The following is a 16,927-nucleotide window of genomic DNA, read 5'->3' as shown; positions in this document are numbered from 1 at the left end:
CTTAGAACAAGCTATTTTTACCAATCAATGCTACTTAGTCTGTCCAAGCATCACGATTGGCTTCATCTCTGAGTTTTACAAAGTTATCAGGATCAAACTTTATCTGATCGCCTGTTTTACCCTCTTTTACCTGACGCTCATAGTCACGTAGTATTCTTAGCGCTACAGGAGACAACAGCAAGATAGCCACTAAGTTGACCAAGGCCATCAGACCCATAGATAAGTCAGCGAAGTTCCATATAGCAGGTAAACTGGCAACAGAGCCAATAAATACCATACCTAATACTAGGAAGCGGAAAATCATAATCATCACTTTGGCATTTTTGGCACCAGAGATAAACTCAAGATTTGACTCACCGTAGCTATAGTTGGCGATGATAGACGTAAATGAGAAGAAGAAAATCGCAATCGCCACGAACACCACACCTAGGTCACCCACATACTGTGATAAGGCTAGCTGAGTTAACTGAATACCTTCTTGCTCAACATTAGGATCGACCACACCAGACAAGATAATAATCGATGCCGTCGCGGTACAAATGATAAGGGTATCCATAAATACGCCAAGCATTTGCATAAAACCTTGCACCGCTGGGTGATCAGGATGACTCTTTGCCGTTGCTGCAGCATTCGGCGCTGAACCCATACCTGCTTCGTTAGAGAACAATCCGCGTTTAATACCGTTAATCATTGCTTGCGCAATACCATAACCGATGACACCGCCTGCCGCCTGCTCAAAACCAAATGCTGATTTTACAATCAACGCGATCGCTGCTGGGAACTGGCTGAAGTTAGTCACGATAATGAATAGCGCTAGCAAGATGTACAAGATAGCCATCACTGGTACAATTTTACCCGCGATACGAGCTACTGAGCGCAAACCACCGAATACCACTGGCGCTACCAGTACTACCAATACCAAACCTGTCATCCATGTTGGCACACCGAAGGCTTCATTGGTCGCTTGAGCGATGGTATTGGACTGTACGCCATTGAACGCCAAGCCAAAGGCCACTAACAAACATAATGAGAAAAACACGGCAAGCCAGCGTTTGCCTAGACCTTTTTCGATGTAATAAGCAGGGCCACCGCGGTACACATTATCGTTGTGCGGTACTTTATATGCCTGTGCTAAGGTTGACTCGATAAAGCTGGTCGACATACCGACCAGTGCCGTCATCCACATCCAGAATACAGCACCTGGTCCACCCAAATAGATGGCAATTGCCACACCTGCCAAGTTACCAGTACCAACACGCGCGGCCAGCGACGTCATCAATGCTTCAAATGAGCTAATACCACCATCTTTGCGTCCTTGGTTGGACACGCGTAGCAACTTCCACATATGACCAAAATGACGAAACTGAATAAAACGTGTCACGACGGTAAAGTAAAGACCCGCACCAATTAGTAAGAACATCAGTAATCCATACCAAGGGTTACTAGCAATCAGCCAATCATTGTTACCCCAGATAATACCGACACCATAATTTACGATGTTATTAAACCAACCTACTATCCCTTCGTTCATATGGGCTCCTTATTTATTCTTTATACGCGTTACTTAAGTTTCATATCGATATCATATTTTGATTGCCATGGACTATATAAGCCTCTGTTCAAAATACCTGATACCAAAAAGACACGTGCATGATATAGATATTAAGCGACATGCGACCATCACGTTTACTTATCGACTTCACATAATTATTTTCAAAATAAATAATGCTTATGTTTCATCTTATATAGAATAGATTAAGTGATAATTTAATCGCACAAATTACACGGTTGCCGTACCGTTTCCGTAACGTCGGGTTTTTCAATGAAGGCTAAGCAAACTAATTTTTAGTAATTTAATTATTATTCATGCGCAGTAGTTTGCAATTATCTATATTAAACCGTGCTAATATGAATTCTATATCCGTTTAGACTGTTTTACGGTTATCGAAGCTATCAAGCAGCACAACAGGTTAGCGTGTTAAAAAGATTAAAACTCTTGTCAGGAAGACGAGATTGTTAAAAAGACACTGGATAGTCCACCCTTCTGTCTTCCTCAAGAAACGTTATTTTTGCCATTCGATGGTTTAAGTCAATGCGATGCTTAAATAGTTAATTACTTTTATTTGAAGTAGAGAACTACTGAGCATTAAACGTACTATCACGCATCATCGTTTTCACTATATAAAGCAGTACCTGACTATTTTTTATACTTTTCGTGGTAAGAAATAATCGCAGTTCTTTTTATATGGTTGATATTTTTTAGGTAAGACAAAAGGAGTTGTCCTATGGAAAACCAAAACGATCCATCTGGATATTGGCGCGCCAATATTCGTCTCATTCTCGGCAGCTTGGTTGTTTGGGCGCTATGCTCATATGGCTTTGGTATCTTGTTTCGTCCATTGTTAGCTGGTATCAAAATCGGTGGTACTGATCTGGGCTTTTGGTTTGCTCAGCAAGGATCCATTGGTATATTTATCATCCTAATTTTCTTTTACGCTTGGCGTATGAATAAGTTAGATAAACAATATGGCGTAGACGAGGAATAGCCCCATGAGTCAATTTGTAATTAATCTTATTTTTGTGGGTCTATCCTTCGCTCTCTATTTCGGTATCGCGATTTGGGCTCGTGCTGGTTCAACCAGTGAATTTTATGTTGCTGGTGGTGGTGTCCATCCGGTCGTTAACGGTATGGCAACAGCTGCTGACTGGATGAGTGCGGCGTCATTTATCTCAATGGCAGGTCTTATTGCTGCTAGTGGTTATGGCGCTTCTACCTATTTGATGGGTTGGACTGGCGGTTATGTTCTGCTAGCGATGCTTTTAGCGCCTTATTTACGTAAGTTCGGTAAGTTCACGGTTCCTGATTTTATCGGCGATCGTTTTTACTCAAAAACGGCTGCTATGATTGCTGTGGTCTGTTTGATTACCGCATCGACCACTTACGTTATCGGTCAGATGACCGGTGCTGGTGTTGCATTCTCGCGCTTCTTAGAAGTTGAGAGCAGTACTGGTCTTATCATTGCGGCTATTGTTGTCTTCTTCTATGCCGTACTTGGTGGTATGAAAGGGATTACCTATACGCAGGTTGCACAGTATGTGGTTCTGATGATTGCCTATACTATTCCTGCTGTCTTTATTTCACTTGAGTTGACAGGTAACCCGATTCCAGGCCTTGGTTTGTTTTCAAACCATGTCGAATCAGGTGTCCCTATTTTGACTAAGCTTAACCAAGTTGTGACTGACTTAGGATTTGCCTCTTATACGGCTGATGTTCCTAACAAGCTAAACATGGTGCTATTTACCTTGACGCTAATGATCGGTACAGCAGGTCTACCACACGTTATCATTCGTTTTTTCACTGTACCTAAAGTGGCTGATGCACGTTGGACAGCAGGTTGGACACTGGTATTTATCTCGCTACTATACTTTACTGCTCCAGCAGTAGGTGCTATGGCTCGTCTAAACCTAATTGACACCGTTTACCCACAAGGGGTTGCAGAAGCGCCTCTAGAATATGATCAACGTCCAGACTGGATGATGACATGGGAAGAAACAGGTCTTATCAAGTATAACGATCTAAACAATGATGGTCGTATTCAGTTGTACAGTGATAGTGGGTTAGGTGCTGCTCAGATCGCCCTTAATACTGCTCAAACTGACGGTGGCGATGTTGCTGCAGCAACTGCAGCGGTAGAAACCGCTCGTATTGCACATGACCTCGAACTTGATGGTCGTTTTGCTAACGCTGGATGGGCAGGTAACGAGCTCGACGTCAATGCTGATATCTTGGTATTGGCTAACCCAGAGATTGCACAACTGCCATCTTGGGTAATTGGTTTGATCGCCGCAGGTGGTCTCGCTGCTGCACTATCAACTGCTGCTGGCCTATTGCTCGCTATCTCATCAGCCATCAGTCATGACTTGATCAAACGTAACTTAAACCCAAATATCACTGATAAACAAGAGCTAAAATATGCTCGTATCACTATGGGTATTGCGATTGTAGTAGCAACTTACTTAGGTATGAATCCGCCAGGGTTTGCCGCACAGGTCGTAGCACTGGCCTTCGGTATTGCTGCCTCTTCATTGTTCCCTGTGTTAATGATGGGTATTTTCTCTAAACGCATCAACAATCTTGGCGCGATCGCCGGTATGTTGACTGGTTTAATAGTCGTTCTTGTCTATATCTTTATGTTCAAAGGTTGGTTCTTCATCAGTGGTACTGCTAACTTCCCTGATACAGCAGAGTACTGGTTATTTGGTATCTCACCACTATCATTTGGTGCAGTTGGTGCATTGCTTAACTTCATCGTAGCATTCGCTGTATCTTATGCTACTGCGCCACCACCAGCACATATTCAAGAGCTGGTTGAGAGCGTACGTTCTCCACGTGGCGCTGGCGGTGCAGTCGACCACTAAGCTCACAACTGATGATATATCTTCTGTTACTATATATCACTCACAGGCAGTAGCTGCTTGTGGGTGATTTTTTTATCCTATAGCTATAATAACTAAATTTTAGATTTTTACTTTATCTAATAGGTTCAATTAGACACATCAAACGCATTAAGGAATATTTTATGCTTTTTGAGTTTATCGCTACCATCGCTGCCGCATTTGGTATGGCTGGACTAGCACTTATCATAACTCACCTCAGCAAACTGGCAGGCAAACGTGCACCTAAATGGCTGATTCCCTTATTTGCTGCTATTGGGATGTTTGCATTTCAGATAAACCAGGAATACAGCTGGTATGGTCAACAAGTGCGAGATCTGCCAGAAGGCGTAGAAGTTGTCAAAACAGCAGAAAGCACGGAATGGTTCCGTCCATGGTCTTATGCTAAACCACAAACATTACGTTTTATCGCTGCCGATACTGGAAATGCTAGTGTGCAAGTAGACAACCCAAATATATATTTATTCAATTTATATTTATTTGAAAGACGAAGAAGTGTAGAGAAAGTTCCACAAGTTATCGATTGCAGTGTTCCTGCGCGTGCAGATTACGTTATACCAGAAAAAGACAGCAAGCTTACGGTTGATGAACACGTAAAGCAAACCACTGCATGGCGAGAGCTGACTACAGATGATCCTTTATTTATCAAAATCTGTACTGATACAAACGTCTAATCCAATAACGCTTAGTACAACGATGCTGGTTTATTAAACACTGATAGTACTTCGCTTTTAATAGCGTTGAGAAGCAGCTGAATAAGTATGCTTTGAATTGGCGCCCAGCAATAGCCCAGCACACAAACCACCAAAATGTGCCGCAAACGAGATGCCTTGTTGCGGCATCAACCCTTGCTTGATAGTCAACCAATAGCCAGTTCCCATGACAATACAAGCAATCAGATAACCCCAACGCCGCGCAAATATTGCCCCGCCTATCATATAACCTAACATTGCAAAGCAAAGCCCTGATGCACCAATATGAATAGAAGATGGCGACCCAATAATCCAAGTGACCAGTCCTGAGGCGACCACCAGTTTAATTACCGTGCGATAAGCATTCTTCTCAAACAGTCCAAACAAAAACAAAATCTGTAATAGCGTCACTGTATTGCCAGTCAAATGCGACAAATTGCCATGCATGGTCCATGAAGCAAACACCCCTATCATACTACCCACATCTAAAGCACGCGGTACGATACCAAAGATGTTCCACATACCAAATAAGGCCACTTCATTTAGAAAAAACATGCCCCACATCGGTATAAGTACAAAAGCATAAAGTCCGATGACCTGCTTTATCCGTACGACAATTAAGTGAAGCAACTGCTGCCAATTCATATACCGTCCTATCCTTATTACCTAGATTTTTTATGCCTACTTAATGATTTACAGCAAATAGTGGGTGCACAGCAGGTTTGAACGATAATAATGATGCGTCTTCATCAACAGTGAGATAGTTGTCACCATGTAATAACGATGTCGAATGATACGGAACCAAGGCTGTAGGAATAAAGCGACGTGCTGCATCAATGTGCTTGATTGAATCATCAAAGAAGATATGCGGCGCAAATGTTCTGAGTACCGCTGTTTTCTCCAACCCTCCCAAAAAAAACGCCATATCAACGTTCACGCCCCACTCTCGCAACGTCTTGATAGCACGTAAGTCAGCTGGTGCATTGCGCGCCGTCACCAGCGCAATTTTTATTGGCGAGTATTTTAAACCAGCAGGTAGGCGCTCTTGCAAATTTGATAATTTAATCAACAATTCAGCATAAGGACCTTTTTCAATCGGCAAATCACGCATTTGTACTTCACGATCATGAAAGGCTCGCAGCCCTTTTTGTTTGTATAGCAATTCACCTGAGTCATCAAAAAGCACCGCATCCCCATCAAAGGCAATGCGCAGCTGCTCAGTATCCAGCTCATAAGTATTCACAGGCGTCGCATCTAATATGGCACAGGCACAGATATTAGCATCCGTAACTTGCTGAGCATCCTCACGATTAGTGGTCAAGAACAGATCAACGTTGAAGTCTTTAATATAAGGCGCTACTGGGCTACCTGAAACAAAAGCAGAACGGGAGATATTGATACCATGTTCTAGAATTGCATTAAGCACCTGAATACCAGTGTCTGGACTACTTTTTGACACGATAACGACTTCGACCAATGGTGTTTCAATATCTGAATCTTGTCCGTCACTATTATCAGAATACTTATTTAGGTTTAGTAACGCTTTAATTAGCGGATAACCTGCACCAATATTCAAGGGATCATTTTCACGCTCGGTCATGTACTCCCTAAATTCTTTTATAGCACTTGTAGGTCGTTGCTCTAGCAGCTCTAGCAAATAGTTTTCCGATTCAGTCAAATCAAAAAGTGCCGTCGCAGAAATTGCGACGATAAGCGTATTACTAAAATCGACAGCCATGACTATCTCTACTTATAAAGTTATATAGGAAAATGAATGAAAACCAGTTTACTACATTCACAGGCCTTTATAACACTAAGAAAAGTTATCATCATCCAGCGTCACAGATTGTTAGTTTCTAAAATATCCTTCTCTTAATTCTTAGTCAAAATATCAGCCAATAAAAAAGCCATACTGCTTTATTAGCAATATGGCTTCATACAATAACTCTATAAGCTAAGGTTTAGATTCAGCCTACCCGAGCAGCACAAGCGAGATGGCAGGGAACATCACCAAGATAACCAAACGAATCACATCAGAGACAATGAATGGTGCCACCCCTCGGAACATATCACTCAGCTTAATGTGCGGTGCCATCGCCTTAATCACAAAGATATTCATCCCCATCGGCGGCGTAATCAAACCAAGCTCCACCGTCAATACCGCAATGATGCCAAACCAGACCGGATCAAATCCTAACGCTAGAATGATGGGATATACCACAGGTATGGTGATTACTAGCATCGCTAAGGCATCCATGAACAATCCCAATAGGAAGTACATGAACAGAATACAGATCAGCACTATCATTGGACTGACCGCCAGCCCACCGATCCAAGATGCCAAGGTATAAGACAAGCGTGAGACTGAGATAAAATAACCTAGTGCCTCTGCACCCAGTAGCATAAAGAACACCACTGCAGAGAGTGCTAGTGTCTCAATCAGTGACTGCTTAAGACCATCTAAACGCATGCCTTTAGCAAAGGCATAAGCCCATGAGACAAACGCCCCTACTGCCGCGCCCTCTGTTGGGGTAAATAACCCAAAGAAGATACCGGCAATAATCACAATAAAGATAAAGCTAAATGGTATTAGGCCAGTTAATGACAGTAGCTTGGCTTTCCACGTGGTTTTCTCACCACGTTTTGCCAAGTGCGGTTTCCAGCGTACCATCACCATGACCGTGAGTGAGTACATCACCATACCGAGCATACCCGGTAAGAAACCAGCGATGAACATGTCACCTACCGACTGCTGGGTTAAGATGGCATAGACCAGTAAGGCAATACTGGGCGGAATCATAATACCAAGCGTACCACCAGCGGCTAAGATACCGCAGGCAAAGCCTGGCTGATAACCGTACTTCTCCATTTGCGGTAAGGCCACTTTGGTCATGGTAGAGGCAGTAGCAAGTGATGAGCCTGAGATAGAGGCAAAGATACCGGATGAACCAATACCAGCAATACCAAGACTCCCCCTTACCCCGCCAAATATGGTTCGGGTGGCTTCAAAGAGTTTACCTGCCATACCTGAGTGAGTAGCAAACACGCCCATGAGAATAAATAAGGGAATCGCACTAAAGTCATACTTTGCTAAGACATCAACGGGAATGTCTTTGAGCATTTGCAGAGCACCACTAGGCGCGGTGACCGCACCAAAACCGACTAAGCCTACCCCTAACATGGCAAGTGCGACGGGTACTCGTAAGACGACAAGCAGGATCATGACAACTAGGCCAATCGCACCGATAATTTCTGGACTCATGCGCCTGTCTCCTCAGCGTCAAAGAATTCGCCTGTCTTAAAGATGTTGATGGATTCGATCAATGAGCGAATGGCGAGTAGGATGCTTAAGAAAGCACTAACCATATAGATAGGCATCATAGATATTCGAAGATCTTGGGTAACTTTGCCATACTCTAAGGCGTCAATGGCGCTCTCGTAGAGTCCCCATGAGAAGACGATGCCGATAATAAAGAAGCCCATCATAAAGATACCCATAAGGTAGCCTTTGATAGACTGGGGTATTTTCTGGGTGAAGACGTCGACGATGATTTGTGAGCGTTCGACAAACGCGGCAAAGGCAGCGAGTAATGCAAATAGCATGAAGTAGGAGACAATCTCTACACTGCCTTTGACAGTAAAGCCAAACTCACCGCCGGTGAGTTTGAATATGTAGCGTGCGACGACGTCGAGCATGGTGGTTAGTACGATGATGATGAGACTGACCCCACCGATAAACTGGCATAATCTAGAGATTAAGACGCTGAGCTTGACTAAAAATGCCATGTGACACCTCCAATTAGGTTAGACCTTACAGGCAGCACTGGCAGCTTTTGCTTTTTCATAGACACTATCAGCATCCAAACCCAAAGTATTAACATCCTTTAGATATTTTTGTGTTCCTCTTTCAAGTGGCCCTTTCCAGTCTGGATCATTTAATGGATCAGGAATCTCGACAATTTCATCACCTTTATCTTTAGCAGCTTGAATTGCCATTTGGTCATGTTTATCAAACACTTCACCGACCTTATTAGCTAATGCCATCCCTGAGTTTTTATCCAAAACTTGTTTTAGATCATCAGGTAAATTGTCATATTTGTCCTTATTCATCGTGACCATAAGCGCTGAGCTATAGAAAGGAATATTGGTATGATACTTGGTAATCTCATCAATTTTAAATGCTGTTACTGCTTCCCAAGGGAAACTCAAACCATCAACAACGCCGCGCTGTAACGAGGTATACATATCATTAGCAGGTAAACCTACTGGCGAAGCACCAGCGCTTTCAATAATATCACCAGCAACAGCTGAAGGACGGCGAATACGCATACCTTTCATGTCTTCAGGTGTTCGAATTAGCTTATCAGTTGTATGAAGCGCCCCAGGTCCAGCCCCGTACATAAATAATAAATGAGTATCTTCATATTCACTAGCTAGCGTACCATCATCATAAAGAGTCTGGAGCATACAACCCATTTGAGTGGCTGAATTTGATAAACCTGGAAGCTCAGTAATCTGAGTCAAAGGAAAGCGACCATTGGTATAACCATGCGCTTGTGAACCGATATCGATCGTACCTTTAGCAGCAGATTCATAAGTAACGTCTGCTTTAGCAAGGCCTGCTGATGGATACAGTTCAACTTTTAGACGGCCGTCAGAATCTGTTTCTATCTGTTTCGCCCAAGGCTCAAAGACTTCTTTACTGATAGATGAGGTTGCAGGCCAAAAATGCGAAAACCGTAGCACGGTAGTTTCTTGAGAAGTCGCTGATGAGCTATCAGTCGTATCAGCAGATTGGTTAGAACAGCCAAGAAGACTAATAGCGGCTAAAGCACCAATTGAAAAAAGAGGAGCTAATTTCATTATCAATTCCTTTTGATAATTATGAGAATAGGAGTAAGGTATTACGAGCAGACAATTTGATTCATCCTAGATTAAATTGTCTACAAGGTTTAGATATATTTTTTACACACCTGTAATAAAAGTACTGTTTAAAATTAGCAGCTATAATGATAGAAGTCAAATCATTTTGAGCAGATTATGAAGGATATATTCATATTATAGATATATTTCTAATACTTGAATTGTCTACATAAATAATAATAGAAAGTAAGCAGAATAAAATAATTCCTCATAAAAAAGCTCTCAGACTGTTATCCAGTTGAGAGCTCTTTTATATAGATACTATATGAATTCATAGAAGCTGCTCTAGGCAGTTATACAAATCATAATAGTGGTGAAGCACTATTCTTCCATCTGCCACTTATCATCTACCCATACAGCATCGTTATCATCTAGATGCACATGCCATTCTGCATCAGTTACCGCAAGGCGAATCTTAGTCAAACACTGTAGCCAATGCTCTAAGGTATATATAAGATCTTCTACATCTAGACTAACAGGTAACTTTGTAGCTCCTGCTAATATGACCTCTGACTCACTATCATCGTATGCATAGAGATCAAAAGTCTCTGCATCATCTGCATGCTCAAAATTTTCATTATATTTATCGACTATTGATGCAACCTTTTCTTGCTCCTGTTGAGTCAAGAGAGTAGAACGTTCAGCAGTATAGTAGAGTGAAACGCCCATAATGTGCTCCAAAATAAATGAGAGATTGTAGATTCTAGATTCTAGATTCTAGATTCTAGATTCTAGATTCTAGAAGTGAATAAATAATATCACATCAAAATGGTACATAGGAAAGTTTGAGTTCTTGACCGAAGCATCTAGCGCTAAAATTTCTTACATCAAGCACTGTCACCAAACTGCGCGCAAAGAAAATCCCCCGGCTAGATAACTAGTCGGGGGATAATCAGGAATAGAGAGCTGACGATGACCTACTCTCACATGGGCGAACCACACTACCATTGGCGCTACGATGTTTCACTTCTGAGTTCGGGAAGGGATCAGGTGGGGCCATCGCGCTATTGTCGTCAGCAAAGGGGGTTAGATATGAGTCTGTTATTGTTTTTATTGACATCAAGTTTGAGCTTGTTGTCGATCAACTTGTAACCTAACTGAATCAAGGTTAAAGGTGATATCGAAATATTCTTTCTTATTCTATAGCCTGAGCTATACAAGATAGATTAATTAGACTTGTATACAAACCACTTGGGTGTTGTATGGTCAAGCCAAACGAGCAATTAGTACAGGTTAGCTACACGCATCGCTGCGCTTCCACACCCTGCCTATCAACGTCCTAGTCTTGAACGGCTCTTTAGGGAAATCTAATCTTGAGGTGGGCTTCCCGCTTAGATGCTTTCAGCGGTTATCCCATCCGAACGTAGCTACCGGGCAATGCCACTGGCGTGACAACCCGAACACCAGAGGTTCGTCCACTCTGGTCCTCTCGTACTAGGAGCAGATCCTCTCAAATTTCCAACGCCCACGGTAGATAGGGACCGAACTGTCTCACGACGTTCTAAACCCAGCTCGCGTACCTCTTTAAATGGCGAACAGCCATACCCTTAGGACCTGCTTCAGCCCTAGGATGAGATGAGCCGACATCGAGGTGCCAAACACCGCCGTCGATATGAACTCTTGGGCGGTATCAGCCTGTTATCCCCAGAGTACCTTTTATCCGTTGAGCGATGGCCCTTCCATACAGAACCACCGGATCACTAAGACCTACTTTCGTACCTGCTCGACTTGTGGGTCTCGCAGTTAAGCGCGCTTTTGCCTTTATACTCTACGACCGATTTCCGACCGGTCTGAGCGCACCTTCGTACTCCTCCGTTACTCTTTAGGAGGAGACCGCCCCAGTCAAACTACCCACCATACATTGTCCTCGGTATTGTTATACCTGAGTTAGAACCCCAACATGACCAGGGTGGTATTTCAAGATTGGCTCCACCGAGACTAGCGTCTCGGCTTCAAAGCCTCCCACCTATCCTGCACAAGTCAGGTCAAAGTTCAATGTAAAGCTGTAGTAAAGGTTCACGGGGTCTTTCCGTCTAGCCGCGGGTACACAGCATCTTCACTGCGATTTCGATTTCACTGAGTCTCTGCTGGAGACAGCGCTGCCATCATTATGTCATTCGTGCAGGTCGGAACTTACCCGACAAGGAATTTCGCTACCTTAGGACCGTTATAGTTACGGCCGCCGTTTACTGGGGCTTCGATCAAGAGCTTCGCTTACGCTAACCCCATCAATTAACCTTCCAGCACCGGGCAGACATCACACCCTATACGTCCACTTTCGTGTTTGCAGAGTGCTGTGTTTTTAATAAACAGTTGCAGCAGCCTGGTATCTGCGACTGCCAACAGCTCAAGGAGCAAGTCCTATCACCATCAACAGCGTACCTTCTCCCGAAGTTACGGTACCATTTTGCCTAGTTCCTTCAGCAGAGTTCTCTCAAGCGCCTTGGTATTCTCTACCTGATCACCTGTGTCGGTTTAGGGTACGATTCGTTTATAACTATTGCTTAGAAGCTTTTCCTGGAAGCATGGTATTTGCCACTTCGCTGTACAAGTACAGCTTGCTATCAGATCTCGGTATAGAATAGCCCGGATTTACCTAAGCTATAAACCTACATCCTTTCACCTGGACAACCAACGCCAGGCTGACATAACCTTCTCCGTCCCTCCATCGCATTATAAACAAGTATCGGAATATTAACCGATTTCCCATCGACTACGCCTTTCGGCCTCGCCTTAGGGGTCGACTCACCCAGCCCCGATTAACGTTGGACTGGAACCCTTGATCTTCCGGCGTGCGAGCTTTTCACTCGCATTATCGTTACTCACGTCAGCATTCGCTCTTGTGATACCTCCAGCATGCTTTACAACACACCTTCACAGGCTTACACAACGCTCCCCTACCACTTGAAAACAAATTCAAATCCGCAGCTTCGGCTCCTAGTTTGAGCCCCGTTACATCTTCCGCGCGGGCCGACTCGACTAGTGAGCTATTACGCTTTCTTTAAAGGATGGCTGCTTCTAAGCCAACCTCCTAGCTGTCTATGCCTTCCCACCTCGTTTCCCACTTAACTAGGAATTTGGGGCCTTAGCTGGCGGTCTGGGTTGTTTCCCTCTCCACGATGGACGTTAGCACCCACCGTGTGTCTCCCGGATATCACTCATCGGTATTCGGAGTTTGCATCGGTTTGGTAAGTCGGTATGACCCCCTAGCCGAAACAGTGCTCTACCCCCAATGGTGTTCGTCCGAGGCGCTACCTAAATAGCTTTCGGGGAGAACCAGCTATCACCGAGTTTGATTAGCCTTTCACCCCTATCCACAAGTCATCCCCTGGCTTTTCAACGACAGTGGGTTCGGTCCTCCGGTGCCTGTTACGGCACTTTCAACCTGCTCATGGATAGATCACTCGGTTTCGGGTCTATACCCTGCAACTAAACGCCCTATTAAGACTCGGTTTCCCTACGGCTCCCCTAAACGGTTAACCTTGCTACAGAATATAAGTCGCTGACCCATTATACAAAAGGTACGCGGTCACCCAACAAGTGGGCTCCCACTGCTTGTACGCACACGGTTTCAGGTTCTATTTCACTCCCCTCACAGGGGTTCTTTTCGCCTTTCCCTCACGGTACTGGTTCACTATCGGTCAGTCAGGAGTATTTAGCCTTGGAGGATGGTCCCCCCATCTTCAAACAGGATTTCTCGTGCCCCGCTCTACTTAATATGTTAACTCTAATGTTTCGAATACAGGACTATCACCTACTACGGTCAGCTTTCCCACGCTGTTCTTCTACATTAGAATTAATCGGCTTCTCCCCGTTCGCTCGCCGCTACTAGGGGAATCTCAATTGATGTCTATTCCTAAGGGTACTGAGATGTTTCACTTCCCCTCGTTCGCTTCCTAATAAATTAGGATACCTACCTTATGGTAAGTGGGTTTCCCCATTCAGAAATCTCCGGATCACAGGATATTGCCGCCTCCCCGAAGCTTATCGCAGGCTGTCACGTCTTTCATCGCCTCTGACTGCCAAGGCATCCACCATGTGCGCTTCATTACTTGACCATACAACCCCAAGTAGTCTTTCGACTTCTAAGTGTCATACAATCTAATTATGATAACGATATCACCTATGTTTATACGCTTGATTCAGTTCTCTTTACTTTTTTTAATAACTCACCCCTGGGATAACAACTGATGTCGTTAAGAGGTGAGTTATTAAGGTTAAGAAGTGCGCGTGAACACGCTCTTCTTAACCCAGACTCATATCTATGTTTTTAAATAGTCTCTATGCTCTCGTCGAGTCACAGATTCTGTATAAAACAGAAAGAAGTAATCATTAACAATCACTTGTTTCTATTTAATACCTATTTATTTATTGGCATCTAAAGCTTACTTAACCGTCTTAGTAGTGGTGGAGCCAAACGGAGTCGAACCGTTGACCTCCTGCGTGCAAGGCAGGCGCTCTACCAACTGAGCTATGGCCCCATTGTAAAATGGTGGGTCTAGGTGGACTTGAACCACCGACCCCCGCGTTATCAACACGGTGCTCTAACCAGCTGAGCTACAGACCCTAATACGTTTGTTAAAAACGTAAGCTTAAACTAAAGAACAACTTGTTGTGAATTCTTGCTGACCGAATGCGTCTATAAGGAGGTGATCCAGCCGCAGGTTCCCCTACGGCTACCTTGTTACGACTTCACCCCAGTCATCAACCACACCGTGGTGAACGCCTCCCCGAAGGTTAAGCTATCCACTTCTGGTGCAATCAACTCCCATGGTGTGACGGGCGGTGTGTACAAGGCCCGGGAACGTATTCACCGCGGCATTCTGATCCGCGATTACTAGCGATTCCTACTTCATGGAGTCGAGTTGCAGACTCCAATCTGGACTACGATAGGCTTTTTGAGATTCGCATCACATCGCTGTGTAGCTGCCCTCTGTACCTACCATTGTAGCACGTGTGTAGCCCTGGTCGTAAGGGCCATGATGACTTGACGTCGTCCCCGCCTTCCTCCAGTTTGTCACTGGCAGTATCCTTAGAGTTCCCGGCTTAACCCGCTGGTAACTAAGGACAAGGGTTGCGCTCGTTGCGGGACTTAACCCAACATCTCACGACACGAGCTGACGACAGCCATGCAGCACCTGTATTCTAATTCCCGAAGGCACTCCCGCATCTCTGCAGGATTCTAGATATGTCAAGACCAGGTAAGGTTCTTCGCGTTGCATCGAATTAAACCACATGCTCCACCGCTTGTGCGGGCCCCCGTCAATTCATTTGAGTTTTAACCTTGCGGCCGTACTCCCCAGGCGGTCTACTTATTGCGTTAGCTGCGTCACTAAGTCCTCAAGGGACCCAACGACTAGTAGACATCGTTTACGGCGTGGACTACCAGGGTATCTAATCCTGTTTGCTACCCACGCTTTCGAGCCTCAGTGTCAGTATGATGCCAGGAAGCTGCCTTCGCCATCGGTATTCCTTCAGATCTCTACGCATTTCACCGCTACACCTGAAATTCTACTTCCCTCTCACCTACTCTAGCCTAACAGTTTCAGATGCAGTTCCCAGGTTAAGCCCGGGGATTTCACATCTGACTTATCAAGCCACCTACGCTCGCTTTACGCCCAGTAATTCCGATTAACGCTTGCACCCTCTGTATTACCGCGGCTGCTGGCACAGAGTTAGCCGGTGCTTATTCTGCAGCTAATGTCATCGTCTCCGGGTATTAACCGAAGAGTCTTCTTCACTGCTTAAAGTGCTTTACAACCAAAAGGCCTTCTTCACACACGCGGCATGGCTGGATCAGGGTTTCCCCCATTGTCCAATATTCCCCACTGCTGCCTCCCGTAGGAGTCCGGGCCGTGTCTCAGTCCCGGTGTGGCTGATCATCCTCTCAGACCAGCTACAGATCGTCGCCATGGTAGGCCTTTACCCCACCATCTAGCTAATCCGACTTAGGCTCATCTAATAGCGAGAGCAGTAAACTGCCCCCTTTCTCCCGTAGGTCGTATGCGGTATTAATACGAGTTTCCCCGTGCTATCCCCCACTACTAGGTAGATTCCTAAGTATTACTCACCCGTCCGCCGCTCGACGCCTGGTAGCAAGCTACCATCGTTTCCGCTCGACTTGCATGTGTTAAGCCTGCCGCCAGCGTTCAATCTGAGCCATGATCAAACTCTTCAGTTTAATCTTGCTATGAAGCTCTTTAAAGAAGCTTCTAAACTTGGCTCATCTAATCTGGCAAAATCGCTAAAAATTATGTTCGTAATGAATTAACTTTGAGTTTTTCTGCTGTCTTAAATGATAATTTTTATAGTTAATAATCTTCCCGAAAAGAAAAGATAGTCAACTTTATTTTTTAGCATTCTGAATCAGCAAAAATCCACACAAGTTGTTCTTTAGTTATGCTTTTAAATAATGTCTGACACTGTCGTCCAGTGCTAGTATTTCAAACTAAACAAGTCAACCAATGTGGCTTATCCTATTTAGCGAGCTGACCATCATATCATGTTTTAATAGTCTGTCAACTTCTTTTTTTAATTTGTTTCAACAAGTTGACTGGGTTATTAATGTGTAATCACACACTAGCTACTTCCAGCTCGTCTTGATGAGGTGCGTATTATAGACGGTTTATCTTTTGTGTCAACCCGTTTTATTAATGTTTTTAATCTTATTTTAGTAGATGAATAAATCTGTATTTTTTTCAATGGGTTATGATTTAACTAATTTTAATAGGTGTAGAAACTGATTATAAATGTGCTATTTACTGTACTTTCTAACATCAAAAACGTTCAGCTTTACTAGATAAATACCTTTTACTATCTCTGAGCTTTATCGTCTATTAGTGCAACCACTTCTCTAG

10 protein-coding genes, 2 tRNA genes and 3 rRNA genes are annotated in these 16,927 nt (G+C 44.1%); 3 read left to right on the top strand and 12 right to left on the bottom strand.

Features of this window, described 5'->3' with window-relative positions; genetic code table 11:
- Window positions 1-34 precede the first annotated feature (34 nt).
- Window positions 35-1,531, bottom strand: coding sequence for an alanine/glycine:cation symporter family protein (locus ACTXGF_RS14980; protein ID WP_201608209.1), 1,497 nt, complete (start codon window positions 1,529-1,531; stop codon window positions 35-37).
- A gap of 754 nt (window positions 1,532-2,285) precedes the next feature.
- On the opposite strand from ACTXGF_RS14980, the gene ACTXGF_RS14975 reads away from it, so the two are divergent.
- The 3 genes from ACTXGF_RS14975 (at window position 2,286) to ACTXGF_RS14965 (ending at window position 5,129) form a co-directional block, all read left to right on the top strand.
- A complete protein-coding gene (locus ACTXGF_RS14975; RefSeq protein WP_443535557.1) occupies window positions 2,286-2,546 on the top strand; it encodes a DUF4212 domain-containing protein in 261 nt (86 codons plus the stop codon).
- A gap of 4 nt (window positions 2,547-2,550) precedes the next feature.
- Window positions 2,551-4,419, top strand: a complete 1,869-nt coding sequence (locus tag ACTXGF_RS14970; RefSeq protein ID WP_443535559.1) for a sodium:solute symporter family protein — start codon at window positions 2,551-2,553, stop codon at window positions 4,417-4,419.
- Between the two features lie 161 nt (window positions 4,420-4,580).
- The gene (locus ACTXGF_RS14965; RefSeq protein ID WP_443535560.1) at window positions 4,581-5,129 is read left to right on the top strand and encodes a hypothetical protein; all 549 of its coding nucleotides are present in this window, start codon (window positions 4,581-4,583) and stop codon (window positions 5,127-5,129) included.
- Between the two features lie 57 nt (window positions 5,130-5,186).
- Here ACTXGF_RS14965 and ACTXGF_RS14960 read toward each other — a convergent pair whose 3' ends face one another.
- From ACTXGF_RS14960 to ACTXGF_RS14910, 11 genes are all read right to left on the bottom strand, one after another.
- A complete protein-coding gene (locus ACTXGF_RS14960) occupies window positions 5,187-5,792 on the bottom strand; it encodes a rhomboid family intramembrane serine protease (RefSeq protein WP_443535561.1) in 606 nt (201 codons plus the stop codon).
- Window positions 5,793-5,832: 40 nt separating this feature from the next.
- Entirely contained in the window at window positions 5,833-6,885 is a 1,053-nt protein-coding gene (locus tag ACTXGF_RS14955) for a 5'-nucleotidase (protein ID WP_443535563.1), read from the bottom strand.
- Window positions 6,886-7,119: 234 nt separating this feature from the next.
- Complete coding sequence (locus ACTXGF_RS14950; protein WP_101204395.1) at window positions 7,120-8,409, bottom strand: TRAP transporter large permease; 1,290 nt, start codon at window positions 8,407-8,409, stop codon at window positions 7,120-7,122.
- Window positions 8,406-8,933, bottom strand: coding sequence for a TRAP transporter small permease (locus ACTXGF_RS14945; RefSeq protein WP_443535565.1), 528 nt, complete (start codon window positions 8,931-8,933; stop codon window positions 8,406-8,408). The genes ACTXGF_RS14950 and ACTXGF_RS14945 overlap by 4 nt, the downstream gene beginning before the upstream one ends.
- Before the next feature lie 18 nt (window positions 8,934-8,951).
- Window positions 8,952-10,010, bottom strand: coding sequence for a TRAP transporter substrate-binding protein (locus ACTXGF_RS14940; protein ID WP_443535567.1), 1,059 nt, complete (start codon window positions 10,008-10,010; stop codon window positions 8,952-8,954).
- A gap of 381 nt (window positions 10,011-10,391) precedes the next feature.
- Entirely contained in the window at window positions 10,392-10,739 is a 348-nt protein-coding gene (locus ACTXGF_RS14935; protein WP_443535569.1) for a hypothetical protein, read from the bottom strand.
- A gap of 235 nt (window positions 10,740-10,974) precedes the next feature.
- Window positions 10,975-11,088: ribosomal RNA gene (gene rrf, locus ACTXGF_RS14930) — 5S ribosomal RNA — on the bottom strand.
- A 184-nt stretch (window positions 11,089-11,272) separates the two neighbouring features.
- Window positions 11,273-14,128 (bottom strand): 23S ribosomal RNA (locus ACTXGF_RS14925).
- Between the two features lie 347 nt (window positions 14,129-14,475).
- A tRNA-Ala gene (locus ACTXGF_RS14920) sits at window positions 14,476-14,551 on the bottom strand.
- A gap of 9 nt (window positions 14,552-14,560) precedes the next feature.
- A tRNA-Ile gene (locus tag ACTXGF_RS14915) sits at window positions 14,561-14,637 on the bottom strand.
- Window positions 14,638-14,712: 75 nt separating this feature from the next.
- A 16S ribosomal RNA gene (locus ACTXGF_RS14910) occupies window positions 14,713-16,251 on the bottom strand.
- The 16S, 23S and 5S rRNA genes sit together here with 2 tRNA genes alongside, the layout of an rRNA operon.
- Window positions 16,252-16,927 lie beyond the last annotated feature (676 nt).

Origin of the sequence: Psychrobacter sp. 1Y6, assembly GCF_052258385.2 — a bacterium.
GTDB lineage: Bacteria > Pseudomonadota > Gammaproteobacteria > Pseudomonadales > Moraxellaceae > Psychrobacter.
Note: the sequence above shows the minus strand (reverse complement) of the source record. Positions and strands in the feature narration are given on the sequence as shown.

Coding starts and splice junctions, on each gene's coding strand:
- ACTXGF_RS14980 (WP_201608209.1), bottom strand. CDS start 1,531: ATGAACGAAGGGATAGTAGGTTGGTTTAATAACATCGTAAATTATGGT.
- ACTXGF_RS14975 (WP_443535557.1), top strand. CDS start 2,286: ATGGAAAACCAAAACGATCCATCTGGATATTGGCGCGCCAATATTCGT.
- ACTXGF_RS14970 (WP_443535559.1), top strand. CDS start 2,551: ATGAGTCAATTTGTAATTAATCTTATTTTTGTGGGTCTATCCTTCGCT.
- ACTXGF_RS14965 (WP_443535560.1), top strand. CDS start 4,581: ATGCTTTTTGAGTTTATCGCTACCATCGCTGCCGCATTTGGTATGGCT.
- ACTXGF_RS14960 (WP_443535561.1), bottom strand. CDS start 5,792: ATGAATTGGCAGCAGTTGCTTCACTTAATTGTCGTACGGATAAAGCAG.
- ACTXGF_RS14955 (WP_443535563.1), bottom strand. CDS start 6,885: ATGGCTGTCGATTTTAGTAATACGCTTATCGTCGCAATTTCTGCGACG.
- ACTXGF_RS14950 (WP_101204395.1), bottom strand. CDS start 8,409: ATGAGTCCAGAAATTATCGGTGCGATTGGCCTAGTTGTCATGATCCTG.
- ACTXGF_RS14945 (WP_443535565.1), bottom strand. CDS start 8,933: ATGGCATTTTTAGTCAAGCTCAGCGTCTTAATCTCTAGATTATGCCAG.
- ACTXGF_RS14940 (WP_443535567.1), bottom strand. CDS start 10,010: ATGAAATTAGCTCCTCTTTTTTCAATTGGTGCTTTAGCCGCTATTAGT.
- ACTXGF_RS14935 (WP_443535569.1), bottom strand. CDS start 10,739: ATGGGCGTTTCACTCTACTATACTGCTGAACGTTCTACTCTCTTGACT.